General features: G+C 65.2%; 11 protein-coding genes. 8 read left to right on the plus strand and 3 right to left on the minus strand.

Annotated elements, in window-relative coordinates; all coding sequences use genetic code 11:
* Positions 1 to 272: 272 nt before the first annotated feature.
* The 5 genes from argB (at position 273) to dapE (ending at position 5,409) form a co-directional block, all read left to right on the plus strand.
* Positions 273 to 1,160, plus strand: coding sequence for an acetylglutamate kinase (gene argB, locus CVM73_RS38090; protein ID WP_100236847.1), 888 nt, complete (start codon positions 273 to 275; stop codon positions 1,158 to 1,160).
* A gap of 29 nt (positions 1,161 to 1,189) precedes the next feature.
* Positions 1,190 to 2,305 carry a DUF1036 domain-containing protein gene (locus CVM73_RS38095; protein ID WP_430641332.1) on the plus strand — a complete coding sequence of 372 codons (1,116 nt, stop codon included), beginning with the start codon at positions 1,190 to 1,192 and terminating at the stop codon, positions 2,303 to 2,305.
* 199 nt (positions 2,306 to 2,504) lie between these two features.
* Positions 2,505 to 3,200, plus strand: coding sequence for a pyrimidine 5'-nucleotidase (locus CVM73_RS38100; RefSeq protein WP_100236849.1), 696 nt, complete (start codon positions 2,505 to 2,507; stop codon positions 3,198 to 3,200).
* Between the two features lie 186 nt (positions 3,201 to 3,386).
* Positions 3,387 to 4,232 (plus strand): 2,3,4,5-tetrahydropyridine-2,6-dicarboxylate N-succinyltransferase, encoded by an 846-nt coding sequence (gene dapD / locus CVM73_RS38105; RefSeq protein WP_100236850.1) that lies wholly within the window; start codon positions 3,387 to 3,389, stop codon positions 4,230 to 4,232.
* A gap of 10 nt (positions 4,233 to 4,242) precedes the next feature.
* Positions 4,243 to 5,409, plus strand: coding sequence for a succinyl-diaminopimelate desuccinylase (gene dapE / locus CVM73_RS38110; RefSeq protein ID WP_100236851.1), 1,167 nt, complete (start codon positions 4,243 to 4,245; stop codon positions 5,407 to 5,409).
* Between the two features lie 171 nt (positions 5,410 to 5,580).
* Here dapE and truA read toward each other — a convergent pair whose 3' ends face one another.
* From truA to def, 3 genes are all read right to left on the minus strand, one after another.
* Positions 5,581 to 6,318: a tRNA pseudouridine(38-40) synthase TruA gene (gene truA, locus CVM73_RS38115; protein WP_100236852.1), complete on the minus strand. Its 738-nt coding sequence runs from the start codon at positions 6,316 to 6,318 to the stop codon at positions 5,581 to 5,583.
* A gap of 114 nt (positions 6,319 to 6,432) precedes the next feature.
* Positions 6,433 to 7,356, minus strand: coding sequence for a methionyl-tRNA formyltransferase (gene fmt / locus CVM73_RS38120; RefSeq protein ID WP_100236853.1), 924 nt, complete (start codon positions 7,354 to 7,356; stop codon positions 6,433 to 6,435).
* A 75-nt stretch (positions 7,357 to 7,431) separates the two neighbouring features.
* Positions 7,432 to 7,959 carry a peptide deformylase gene (gene def, locus CVM73_RS38125; RefSeq protein ID WP_100236854.1) on the minus strand — a complete coding sequence of 176 codons (528 nt, stop codon included), beginning with the start codon at positions 7,957 to 7,959 and terminating at the stop codon, positions 7,432 to 7,434.
* Positions 7,960 to 8,129: 170 nt separating this feature from the next.
* Between def and CVM73_RS38130 the strand changes: the two genes are divergently transcribed.
* The 3 genes from CVM73_RS38130 to CVM73_RS38140 all read left to right on the plus strand — a co-directional run bounded on the left by CVM73_RS38130 (position 8,130) and on the right by CVM73_RS38140 (position 11,310).
* Positions 8,130 to 9,329 (plus strand): DNA recombination protein RmuC, encoded by a 1,200-nt coding sequence (locus CVM73_RS38130; protein ID WP_100236855.1) that lies wholly within the window; start codon positions 8,130 to 8,132, stop codon positions 9,327 to 9,329.
* Positions 9,330 to 9,462: 133 nt separating this feature from the next.
* Entirely contained in the window at positions 9,463 to 9,765 is a 303-nt protein-coding gene (locus CVM73_RS38135; RefSeq protein ID WP_100236856.1) for a GIY-YIG nuclease family protein, read from the plus strand.
* 180 nt (positions 9,766 to 9,945) lie between these two features.
* The gene (locus CVM73_RS38140) at positions 9,946 to 11,310 is read left to right on the plus strand and encodes an AmpG family muropeptide MFS transporter (RefSeq protein ID WP_100236857.1); all 1,365 of its coding nucleotides are present in this window, start codon (positions 9,946 to 9,948) and stop codon (positions 11,308 to 11,310) included.
* Positions 11,311 to 11,518 lie beyond the last annotated feature (208 nt).

The raw sequence follows: 11,518 nt of genomic DNA on the forward strand, positions 1-11,518 counted from the left end.
GTACCCCATCTTGGCAGCGGTCATGTGCGACCGCATCAAAGACCGGACATATGGCCGCAATCGCTTCGATCAGAATATCATTCCGCCTCTTGCCAGCAGGGGGCCGTCCACATATGGGTCCCGGCTCAGCGGTGCGTCACTTCGTGCCGCGCCGCGTCCGGGACACGCCCCCAATGCGCGGGCTACGCAGCGGCATGCCAGCCACACTTTGCGCTGCCCCCGCCAATCGGATAGAACGCAGGCCGCGTTAGACCCGCCAGCGAGACCGCGACATGACCGACATCTCCCCGCTCGACCAGGCCCGCATCCTGTCCGAAGCGCTGCCGCACATGCAGCAGTATGACGAGGAAACCATCGTCATCAAATATGGCGGCCATGCCATGGGCGACGAGGAGACCGCCAAGAATTTTGCCCGCGACATCGTGCTGCTCGAGCAGACCGCGATCAATCCGGTGGTGGTGCATGGCGGCGGGCCGCAGATCGCGACCATGCTCAAGCGCCTCGGCATCGTCTCGGAATTCGCCGCGGGCCTGCGCATCACCGACGCCGCGACCATCGAGATCGTCGAGATGGTGCTGGCCGGTTCGGTCAACAAGCAGATCGTCGGCTACATCAACGAAGCCGGCGGCAAGGCCGTGGGTCTCTCCGGCAAGGACGGCAACATGGTGAAGGCGTCGAAGACGACGCGCACCATCGTCGATCCAGGCTCGAACATCGAGAAGGCGATCGATCTCGGCTTCGTCGGCGACCCCGAGAAGGTCGACCTGACGCTGCTCAACCAGCTGATCGGCTACGAGCTGATCCCGGTGCTGGCGCCGCTCGCGACTTCCCAAGACGGCCAGACGCTGAACATCAACGCCGATACCTTTGCCGGTGCGGTCGCCGGCGCGCTGAAGGCCAAGCGCCTGTTGCTGCTCACCGACGTGCCGGGCGTGCTCGACAAGTCCAAGAAGCTCATTCCGGAACTATCGATCAAGGACGCGCGCAAGCTGATCGCCGACGGCACCATCTCCGGCGGCATGATCCCGAAGGTCGAGACCTGCATCTACGCGCTGGAACAGGGCGTGCAGGGCGTCGTCATCATCGACGGCAAGATGCAGCACGCGGTGCTGCTCGAGCTCTTCACCAACCAGGGCACGGGCACGCTGATCCACAAGTGATGCGAGAGGCGCCACGCACGAAGGCCGTCATGCCCGGGCTTGTCCCGGGCATCCACGTTCTTTCTTCTGGTGGCAAAGACGTGGATGGCCGGGACAAGCCCGGCCATGACGAGCTCAGTGGAAGGCGGCGCCGCCGCTCCCCCCTCACCCGCTTCCTGATGACGCTGCCGGCCGCGCTCGTCTCGTTCCTCTTCTCCGCCGCGCCGGCCTTTGCCGACCTCAAGATCTGCAACCGCATGTCCTATGTCGTCGAGGCCGCGATCGGCATCGACGACAAGGCGGCCACCGCGACGCGCGGCTGGTTCAGGATCGATCCCGCCGCCTGCCGCGTGGTGGTGCAGGGCACGCTGACCGCCGACCGCATCCTGCTCAACGCCCGCGCCCTCGGCGTCTACGGCGCGTCCCCGATCCCGCAAAGCGGCAGCGACATGCTCTGCGTGGCGCAAGACAATTTCGTCATCGCCGCGGCGCGGCAATGCCGCAGCGGCCAGACGCAAGTCCCGTTCACGCAGGTGACGCCGACGCAAGGCGCGGACGGCAACCTCGTTGCCTATCTCGCCGAGGATTCCGAATATGACGACGAGCAGGCGCGCCTCGCCGGCATCCAGCGGCTCTTGGTGATCGCAGGCTACGACGCAGCGCCGATCGATGGCGTCGACGGGCCGAAGACTCAAGCCGCCCTCGCCGCCTTCCTGAAGAGCCGCGGCCTGTCGTCGGACATCGTGGGCTCGCAAAACTTCTTCAAGACCATGGTCGATGCCGTGCAGACGCCGTCTGCGACCGGGCTGACCTGGTGCAACGACACGCCGCACAAGGTGATGGCGGCGATCGCGACCGACGACGGCAAGGCCGTGACCAGCCGCGGCTGGTATCGTATCGATCCCAAGACCTGCCTGCACCCCGATGTGACCGGCCAGCCGAAGCAGATCTTCAGCTTCGCGGAAGCGGTCGACGCCGACAACCGCGTCATCAAGCTGAAGGACCGGCCGCTGAACTGGGGCGGCGACAGGCAGCTCTGCACGCGCGAGACCAAGTTCGAGACCGGCGAGCAGACCGATTGCGGCGCGCGCGGATTTGCGGCGACGGGGTTTGGTGCGGTGGATATGAGTAGCGGCGGCAAGACGCTGCGGTTTGCGGTGCCGTGACGGTGTCGGTTTGATGAGAGCGCAGGCTCCACAAACTCCGCCGTCGTCCCTGCGAAAGCAGGGACCCATAACCACAGACCGCCGTTCTCGGGCATGATGTGGCTACGATCCCGCAAACGACTCCTCCCTATGGTTATGGGTCCGGATCGGCGCGCGCTTCGGGCGCGCTTGTCCGGGACGACGAACTGAGAATGTTGATATGACCTCTCCCCGCGCCTTCACGCACATCGACACCTGGGTGTTCGATCTCGACAACACCCTCTATCCGCATCACGTCAATCTGTGGCAGCAGGTCGATGCGCGGATCGGGGAGTTCGTCTGCAACTGGCTGAACGTCGGCCCGGAGGAAGCGCGGGCTATCCAGAAGGACTATTATCGGCGCTTCGGCACCACGATGCGCGGGATGATGACCCTGCACGGCGTCTCCGCCGACGACTATCTCGCCTATGTGCACAAGATCGATCATTCACCGCTGGAGCCAAACCCGGCGCTCGGTGCAGCCATCGCAAAACTGCCGGGGCGAAAACTGATCCTGACCAACGGCTCGGTCGACCACGTCGACGCCGTGCTGGCGCGGCTCGGCTTCGCCTCGCATTTCGACGGCGTGTTCGACATCATCGCCGCCGAGTTCGAGCCGAAGCCTGCGCCGCAGACCTACCGAAAGTTCCTCGCTGATCATGCCGTCGACCCGACGCGCGCCGCGATGTTCGAGGACCTCGCCCGCAACCTCACCGTCCCGCATGAGCTCGGCATGACCACCGTGCTGGTGGTGCCCGATGGGACGAAAGAGGTGGTGCGGGAAGACTGGGAACTGGAGGGCCGGGATGCCGCCCATGTCGATCACGTCACGGATGATCTGGCGGGTTTTTTGGCTGCGCTGTCCCACCCAGAGTAGCCGTCATACCCCGCGAAGGCGGGGTATCCAGTCATCACCACCATCTCGATTCATCACGACCGCTGCGGCGTACTGGATCACCCGCTTTCGCGGGTGATGACACCGAACCAAGCTTGACTCTCCCGGCCCAAATCCCGAAAAAGCCCATCAATCCATCAAAATTCCCGCTCCCCAGAGGAAATCCCGATGTCCCTTGCAGCCCTCGAATCCACCATCAACAGCGCCTTCGAGGCGCGTGACGGCATCTCGACCACGACCAAGGGCGAGGTGCGCGAAGCCGTGGACCAAGCGCTGGAGACCTTGGACAAGGGCGAGGCGCGCGTCGCCGAGCGCGGCACTGACGGTAAGTGGAAGGTCAATCAATGGCTGAAGAAGGCCGTGCTGCTGTCCTTCCGCCTCAACGACATGGGCGTCATTCCCGGCGGCCCGGGCAAGGCGACCTGGTGGGACAAGGTGCCCTCGAAGTTCGAAGGCTGGGGCGAGAACCGGTTTCGCGATGCCGGCTTCCGCGCGGTGCCGGGCGCGGTGGTGCGCCGCTCGGCCTTCATCGCCAAGAACGTCGTCTTGATGCCGTCCTTCGTCAATCTCGGCGCCTATGTCGATGAGAGCACCATGGTGGACACCTGGGCCACCGTCGGCTCCTGTGCCCAGATCGGCAAGCGCGTGCACATCTCCGGCGGCGCCGGTATCGGCGGCGTGCTCGAGCCGCTGCAGGCCGAGCCGGTCATCATCGAGGACGACTGCTTCATCGGCGCGCGCTCGGAGGTCGCCGAAGGCGTGATCGTGCGCAAGGGCGCGGTGCTGGCGATGGGCGTGTTCCTGGGCGCCTCGACCAAGATCGTCGACCGCGAGACCGGCGAGGTCTACATGGGCGAAGTCCCCGAATATTCGGTGGTGGTGCCCGGCGCGCTGCCCGGCAAGCCCATGAAGAACGGCCAGATCGGCCCGAGCACCGCCTGCGCCGTGATCGTCAAGCGCGTCGACGAGCGTACGCGATCCAAGACCAGCATCAACGAGCTGCTGCGGGATTGATCCGACGCGCATGACCGATGCTCTTTCCATTGCCCGCGACCTCATCCGCTGCCCCTCGGTGACGCCGGCCGATGCCGGCGCGCTCGGAGTGCTTGAAAAAGCCCTGACTGCAGCCGGCTTCACCTGCCACCGCGTGACCTTCAGCGAGGAAGGCACCGCCGATGTCGACAATCTCTATGCGCGGATCGGCACGGAAGGGCCGCACATCACCTTTGCCGGCCATACCGACGTGGTGCCGCCCGGCGACGAGAGCGCCTGGAGCGTCGGCGCGTTCTCCGGCGAGGTGAAGGACGGCGTGCTGCACGGCCGCGGCGCGGTCGACATGAAGGGCGGCATCGCCTGCTCGGTCGCTGCGGTGCTGGAGCATCTCGCTGCGAACGGCGGCAAGCCGGCCGCCGACGGAAAGGGCTCGATCTCGTTCCTGATCACGGGCGACGAGGAAGACGTCTCCATCAACGGCACCATCAAGCTGCTCAAATGGGTCGCCGAGCGCGGCGAAAAATTCGACCATTGCGTGCTGGGCGAGCCCTCCAATGTCGAGACGCTCGGCGACACCATCAAGGTCGGCCGGCGCGGCTCACAATCCGGCACGCTCGTCGTCGACGGCGTGCAGGGCCATGTCGCCTATCCGCACCGCGCCTCCAATCCGGTGCCGGATATTTCGCGGCTGATCGTGGCGATCTCCGACGAGCCGCTCGACCATGGCAGCGCTCAATTCCAGGCGTCCAATCTCGAATTCGTCTCGGTCGATGTCGGCAACAAGGCCTTCAACGTCATCCCCGGCGAGGCCCGCGCGAAATTCAACATCCGCTACAACGACAACCATACCCAGGCATCCCTGCGCGAGCTGGTCGAACAGCGCCTCGCCAAAGCCTGCGGCAACCGCATCAAGGCCCGCATCGTCTGGGAGCCCTCGAACTCCAACGTGTTCGTGACCAAGCCCGGCCCGTTCACCGATCTCGCGGTGTCCGCGATCGAGGAGGTGACGGGCCGCAAGCCGGAGCTGTCGACCTCGGGCGGCACGTCGGATGCGCGTTTCATCTCGAGCTATTGCCCCGTGATCGAGTTCGGCCTGGTCGGGCAGACCATGCACCAGGTCGACGAGCGCGTGCCGGTTAAGGATCTGGAGAAGCTGACACAGGTGTATCGCGGGATTTTGACGCGGTATTTCGGGTAGGGCGCTGGCGCTTTCCCATTCTCCGCTGTCATCGCCCGCGAAGGCGGGCGATCCAGTATTCCAGAGACAGCAGTGATTGAGCCGAGAGGCCGCGGCGTACTGGATGCCCCGCCTGCGCGGGGCATGACATCGAGGGTGGGGTGAGGGCGAGCGATCCCTGCCCTCACCCTCTCAATACTCCACCTTCATCAGATACAGCCCCTCCGGCGGGGCGACGATGCCGCAGGCGGTGCGATTGCGGGCTGCAAGCGCTGCGGAGAGATCGTCGGCGGTCCAGCGCCCTTCGCCGACCCAGACCAGTGAGCCCACCATCGAGCGCACCTGGCTGTGCAGGAACGAGCGCGCCGAAGTGATGATCGTGATCTCGCGGCCGTCGCGCATCACCTCGAGCTGATCGAGCGTCTTCTCCGGCGATTTGGCCTGGCACTCCGTGTCGCGAAACGTCGTAAAATCGTGCTTGCCGAGCAGGCGCTGCGCCGCCGCGTGCATCGCGTCGGCATCGAGCTTGCGCGGCACGCGCCAGGCGTGGCCGACGTCGAGCGCGAGATTGGCGCGGGTGTTGATGATGCGGTAGCGGTAGTGGCGCTTGACCGCCGAAAAGCGCGCCTCGAACGTGTCAGGCACGATCTCGGCCTCGAGCACCGCGATCGGATGCGGGCGCAGATGCGCATTGAGCCCGTCGCGAAAACGCCCCGGCGGAAACTGCTTGTCGACGTCGACATGCGCGACCTGACCGCGCGCATGCACGCCGGCATCGGTGCGGCCGGCGCCGTGCACGCGCAGATCCGCGCCGGTCATCGCCTTCACCGCAGCCTGCAGCGCGCCCTGCACCGACGGCAGCGTCTCCTGCACCTGCCAGCCGAAGAACGGCGCGCCGTCATATTCGATGGTGAGCTTGTAGCGGGGCATCTTTCCCGGTGTCATCGTCCGCGTAGGCGGACGATCCAGTACGCCGTGACGGTTCGGTTCAATCTCAGAAGTCTCGGCGTACTGGATACCCCGCCTTCGCGGGGTATGACAGCGTTAGGTGAATTTGGCGCCTGCCTTCAGCGGCGCGCCGCGCAGGAAATCCGTGGCCTGCATCCGCGCCTTGCCTTCGCGCTGGAGCTCGAGGATGCGGATGGCGCCCTCGCCGCAGGCGATGGTGAGGCGATCGTCGAGCACCTCGCCCGGCGTGCCGGAACCCTTCGCCAGCTCGCAGCGCAGGATTTTTACGCGCGCATTCTCGAACTCGCTCCAGGCGCCGGGGAACGGCGACAGGCCATGGATGTGGCGCAGCACCGCGCGCGCCGGCTTGGTCCAGTCGATCCGCGCCTCGGCCTTGTCGATCTTGGCGGCATAGGTGACGCCGTCCTCTCTCTGCTTCTTGAGCTGGAGCCCGCCGCGTTCGAGCGCGGCCATCGCGCGCACCATCAGATCGGCACCCAACCGGGACAGGCGATCGTGCAGGTCGAGCGCGGTCATGTTGTCGGTGATCGCGATCCGTTCGGCCATGGCGACGTCGCCGGTGTCGAGGCCGACATCCATCTTCATCACCATGACACCGCTCTCGGCATCGCCTGCCATGATCGCGCGATTGATGGGGGCGGCGCCGCGCCAGCGCGGCAACAGCGAAGCGTGCAGATTGTAGCAGCCGAGCTTTGGCGCATCGAGAATCGCCTGCGGCAGGATCATGCCGTAGGCGACGACGACGGCGGCATCGGCGTCGAAGCTGCGAAATTCGTCCAGCGCCTCCTCGGTCTTCAACGTCTTCGGCGTCAGCACGGGAATGCCGAGTTTGCGCGCGGCTTCCTCGACCGGCGTCGGCTGCAATTGCAGGCCGCGCCGCCCGCCGGGCTTCGGCGCGCGGGTGTAGACCGCCGCGATCTCATGGCCATGCGCGACCAGCTCGAGCAGCGTCGGCACGGAGAAATCGGGCGTGCCCATGAAGATGAGGCGGAGGGGCATGTGAAGACCTGTGAGGGACGCATTCCAGTAACAGTCATTCCGGGGCGGCTCGAAGAGCCGGAACGACGAAAAACCCTACTCCGCCGCGCGCTTGGCGGCTTTCTCGAACTTCTTCATGACGCGGTCGCGCTTGAGCTTCGACAGATAATCGACGAACAGCACGCCGTTGAGATGGTCGATCTCGTGCTGGATGCAGGTGGCGTAGAGGCCTTCGGCATCCTCCTCATGCACCTTGCCGTCGAGATCGGTGAAGCGCACGCGCACTTTCGCGGGCCGCTCGACCTCCTCGTAATATTCGGGGATCGAGAGGCAGCCTTCCTCGTACACCGACAGCTCCTCGGACGAGGCCAGGATCTCCGGATTGATGAAGACGCGCGGCTCGCGCTTGGTCTCGCCGCTCTCGTCGCGCTTGGCGAGGTCCATGGTGATGAGACGCAAGGGCTGCGCGACCTGGATCGCGGCGAGGCCGATGCCGGGCGCGTCGTACATGGTCTCGAACATGTCGTCGGCCAGCTTGCGGATCTCCGGCGTGACCTTCTCGATCGGCTTGGAGACCAGGCGCAGCTGCTTGTCGGGCAGGATGATGATTTCTCGTAGGGCCATGGCCGCGATTTAAGCCGCGCGCCGGATGCGGTCAATGCGGCCAGGAACCCCGTTAACCCTCCGCTAACCATAAAACTTCAGGCTTCGTTAACCATAGAAATTAGGGGACTATTAACCGCCTCCGTTCCCTCTTCGTTCGCGCAACCGGGCGAATCGGGTAGAAGGCAGGCATGAACGAGATCATTTTTGTGCTGGGCGACTGGCCGGTGCGCACCGTCGACGCGCTGATCGGCTTCGGTGCGCTCGTCCTCATCCTGCTGGTTGTGATTGCGGTCGTGATCGCGCGCTCGGGGCGGCGCGGCGCGGAGCTCGCCATGGCGCACGCGATCCGGGCCGACGAGCTCGAGGAACGCCTCAGCCAGGTCCTCCACGCCCAGAGCGAGGCCTCCGGCCGGGTCGATGCCATGACCCAGGCGCTGGCCGGCCGCCAGGCCGAGATGGCGCGGGCCGTCAACGAGCGGCTGGATTCCGTCACCCATCGCGTCGGCCAGTCCATGGAACATTCGACCCGCAACACCATGGAGAGCCTGCGCGCGCTGCACGAGCGGCTCGGCATCATCGACAGCGCGCACAAGAACCTCACCGATCTCACCACCCAGGTGACCACCTTGCGCGACGTGCTCGCCAACAAGCAGTCGCGCGGCGCCTTCGGCCAGGCGCGGATGGAGGCGATCGTCCAGGACGGTCTTCCCAAGGGCTCCTACGAGTTCCAGTTCACGCTCTCGACGGGAAAACGGCCCGACTGCGTCGTGTTCCTGCCCGACCAGCGCCCGCTCTGCATCGACGCCAAATTTCCGCTGGAGGCGATGACCGCGCTGCACGACGCCCGCACCGACGAGGAGCGGCGCGTCGCCACGCAGCGGCTGCGCGGCGACGTGATGAAGCATGTCAGCGACATCGCCGAAAAATACCTCGTCACCGGCGAGACCCAGGAGATGGCGCTGATGTTCGTGCCGTCGGAGTCCGTCTATGCCGAGATCCATGACGGCTTCGACGACGTGATCCAGAAGGCCTATCGCGCCCGCGTCGTGCTGGTGTCGCCGTCGCTTCTGATGCTTGCGATCCAGGTGATGCAGCAGATCATGAAGGACGCGCGCATGCGCGATGCCGCCGACCAGATCCGCACCGAAGTGATCAAGCTCGGCGACGACCTGGGACGCCTGCGCGACCGCGTGCTGAAGCTGCAGAAGCATTTTGCCGATGTGAGCGAGGACGTCCGCCAGGTGCTGATCTCCGCCGACAAGATCGAGAAGCGCGCAGGACGGATCGAGGAGCTCGATTTCAGCAAGAGCGATGCGGCGGAGGGCCCGAAGCTGGTGGCGACGGCTGCGCCGGAACTGTTTCCGCGGAAGCTCCAGGCGGGGGAGTGAGGTTAAGGCACGCTGTCATGCCCCGCGAAGGCGGGGCATCCAGTACGCCGTGACGGGTGTGATTGAACCGAGATGCTGGGTGATTACTGGATCGTCCGCCTTCGCGGACGATGACAGCGAGGGGGGCCGGCAGATGGGCGCAAGCCACTACTACGTCTACATTCTCGCCAGCAAAATCGGCGGCACGCTGTACATCGGCGTGACGAACGATCTCATCCGCCGTGTCGCCGAGCATAAGTCAAAACTCATCGAGAGCTTCACGGAGAAATATGACGTAGCAAGGCTGGTCTATTTCGAGCAGTTCGACGATCCCGAGAATGCGATCAAGCGGGAGAAGCGTCTCAAGAAATGGAACAGAGCCTGGAAGATTCGGCTGATCGAGCAGCACAACCCGAATTGGGATGATCTTTATCACGAGATTGCCGGCCCACCATGACACCGTCATGCCCCGGGAAGGCGGGACATCCAGTACGCCGCGGCGGTCGTGGTTGAACCGAGACGCTGGTGATTACTGGATCGTCCGCCTTCGCGGACGACGACACTGAGGGTGTCGAAGGCGTTCCCGCCTCACCGGCTACCGCGAGTCTTTTCCCCCAGAATCTGCTAACACCTCCCCATGACCGCACCCGACTTGACCTCGCCCGCCACGACTTCCGTCCCTGCCACTTCCTGGCGCGGCAGCCTCGCCGTGTACCTGCAACCGGGCGTGCTGATCGTGCTGTTCCTCGGCTTCTCCTCGGGGCTGCCGCTGGCACTGTCGGGATCGACGCTTCTGGTGTGGATGCGGGAGGCCGGGGTCGATCTCAAGACCATCGGGCTGTTTGCGCTGGTCGGCACGCCCTACACGCTGAAATTCCTGTGGGCGCCGCTGGTGGATGCGATGCATGTGCCGCTGTTCACCCGCGCCTTCGGGCGGCGGCGCGGCTGGCTGGTGTTCTCGCAACTGCTGCTGATCGTCGCGATCCTGCTGCTGGCGATGACCGATCCGGCCCGCTCACCGTTCTACGTCGCGCTCGGGGCACTGCTGGTGGCGACGACATCGTCGACGCAGGACATCGTCGTCGACGCCTTCCGCGTCGAGAGCCTGCCGGAGAGCGAGCAGGCCGCCGGCATGGCCGCTTACGTCGCGGCCTACCGCATCGGCATGCTGGTCTCGACCGCGGGCGCGCTGTTCATCGTCTCCGGCTTCGAGAGCACCGGCATCACCCGCACCTCGGCGTGGATGTGGGGCTATGTGGTGATGGCGGCGATGGTGCTGATCGGGACGATCACGGCGCTGATTGCAACCGAGCCCGAGCAATCGGTGCGCGCCGAAGCCGCGACGAAGGCCGAGACTGCGTTCGCGCGCGTGCTGCACGCGGCGATCGGCGCATTCTCGGAATTCCTGTCGCGCAAGGACGCGCTCGCTGCGCTCGCCTTCGTGGTGCTATTCAAGTTCACCGACGCGTTCTCGGGTACGATGACGGCGCCGTTCGTGATCGATCTCGGCTTCTCCCGCAACGACTATGCGGCGATCGTGAAGGGCGTCGGCCTCGCTGCGACCCTGATCGGCGGCTTTGCCGGTGGTTTCGTCGCGCGCCGCTATTCCCTGGCGACGTCGCTCTGGATCGGCGGCGTGGTGCAGGCGCTCGCCAATTTGTCCTTCTCCTGGCTCGCCGTGGTCGGCACCAATCAATGGGCGCTGGCGCTCGCCATCTGCGCGGAGAACTTCACCAGCGCCATCGGCACCGTGATCTTCGTCGCCTACCTTTCGGCGCTGTGCCAAAACCCGTTGCACACAGCGACGCAATATGCGCTGCTCACCGCGCTTGCGGCGGTGGGACGGACGTATCTGTCATCCGGCGCCGGCTTCGTGGCCGATACCACGGGCTGGGCGCTGTTCTTCGTGATCTGCGTGCTGGTGGCGATCCCGAGCCTGGTGCTGCTGGCCTGGCTGCAGAAGCGCGGTCATTTCGAGACGCTGGGGCCGGTAAGGGTGTGACCCTCGCTGTCATGCCCCGCGAAGGCGGGGCATCCAGTATTCCAGAAACAGCAGTGACGAATCGAGAGGCCGCGGCGTACTGGGCGACTTCAACCGGTCGTCGCAACACCTTGTGTATCGCTCACCCGCAGCAATTCGTCGAGAGTTTCTGCCGGTGTTTTCCAGCCCAGGGTCTTCCGAGGCCTGGTGTAGAGTGCAAGAGCGACGG

It is taken from the genome of Bradyrhizobium forestalis (genome assembly GCF_002795245.1).
GTDB lineage: Bacteria > Pseudomonadota > Alphaproteobacteria > Rhizobiales > Xanthobacteraceae > Bradyrhizobium > Bradyrhizobium forestalis.

Excerpts from the sequence above, each read along its gene's own strand:
- CVM73_RS38100 (WP_100236849.1), top strand. The coding sequence starts at position 2,505 with ATGACCTCTCCCCGCGCCTTCACGCACATCGACACCTGGGTGTTCGAT.
- CVM73_RS38130 (WP_100236855.1), top strand. The coding sequence starts at position 8,130 with ATGAACGAGATCATTTTTGTGCTGGGCGACTGGCCGGTGCGCACCGTC.
- def (WP_100236854.1), bottom strand. The coding sequence starts at position 7,959 with ATGGCCCTACGAGAAATCATCATCCTGCCCGACAAGCAGCTGCGCCTG.
- fmt (WP_100236853.1), bottom strand. The coding sequence starts at position 7,356 with ATGCCCCTCCGCCTCATCTTCATGGGCACGCCCGATTTCTCCGTGCCG.
- CVM73_RS38095 (WP_430641332.1), top strand. The coding sequence starts at position 1,190 with ATGCCCGGGCTTGTCCCGGGCATCCACGTTCTTTCTTCTGGTGGCAAA.
- CVM73_RS38140 (WP_100236857.1), top strand. The coding sequence starts at position 9,946 with ATGACCGCACCCGACTTGACCTCGCCCGCCACGACTTCCGTCCCTGCC.
- truA (WP_100236852.1), bottom strand. The coding sequence starts at position 6,318 with ATGCCCCGCTACAAGCTCACCATCGAATATGACGGCGCGCCGTTCTTC.
- dapD (WP_100236850.1), top strand. The coding sequence starts at position 3,387 with ATGTCCCTTGCAGCCCTCGAATCCACCATCAACAGCGCCTTCGAGGCG.
- CVM73_RS38135 (WP_100236856.1), top strand. The coding sequence starts at position 9,463 with ATGGGCGCAAGCCACTACTACGTCTACATTCTCGCCAGCAAAATCGGC.
- argB (WP_100236847.1), top strand. The coding sequence starts at position 273 with ATGACCGACATCTCCCCGCTCGACCAGGCCCGCATCCTGTCCGAAGCG.
- dapE (WP_100236851.1), top strand. The coding sequence starts at position 4,243 with ATGACCGATGCTCTTTCCATTGCCCGCGACCTCATCCGCTGCCCCTCG.